This window comes from Arcobacter sp. (genome assembly GCF_050300555.1).
GTDB lineage: Bacteria > Campylobacterota > Campylobacteria > Campylobacterales > Arcobacteraceae > Arcobacter.
On the sequence record NZ_JBNKXY010000269.1, the window covers coordinates 1 to 585 of the forward strand.

1 protein-coding gene is annotated in these 585 nt (G+C 25.8%); it reads right to left on the reverse strand.

Going from position 1 to position 585, the window contains the following annotated elements; all coding sequences use genetic code 11:
* Positions 1-585 (reverse strand): hypothetical protein (locus tag ACQY5W_RS13370; protein ID WP_428025463.1); only part of this gene is annotated, 585 nt, incomplete at both ends.

Here is a 585-nt window from a genome sequence, read left to right on the forward strand (position 1 = left end):
AGTAATGTTGAGCTATTTATTATTGTTTCTTCAGGCATTTCGAATTCTTCGAATACTATTTTTTTGAATGATCTAAGTGAGTCGTTTAGCTCGATTAAAAGTTTTTCGTATCCTTCAATTGAGATGCTTACTTTTTCATCTTTTTCTACTTTTGCCTCTTCACTTTTTTCTAAAGGTGGAAGGGGAATATACTCACGTGCTTTTTCTTCTGTTATAGGTTCTTTATTTTTGGGAAAAACTTTTTTCTCAACACTTTGAATCTCTTTATTTTTCTCTTTTAAAACTTCTTCAACTTTCTCAAAATCTTTTTGATGAATATACTCTTTTTCAAGGTCATTGTTATACTCTTCGTATTTATCTACAATTGTTGTTTTGTGGTTTTTTTCATACTCTTCAAGTATTTTATCAAGGTTATTTTCTTTTTGAAATTCAGTTTTTTCTTTTTCTATTTTTGCTAAATCATCTATTTTTTCATTGTGATTTTTTAAAAGAATAAAATATGTTGCTAAGGTTATTAGTAAGGAAAATAGTAATAGGGCTAAAAATTTATTTATAGTAGAAATTTTATAGTTTTTTTTACTAGTT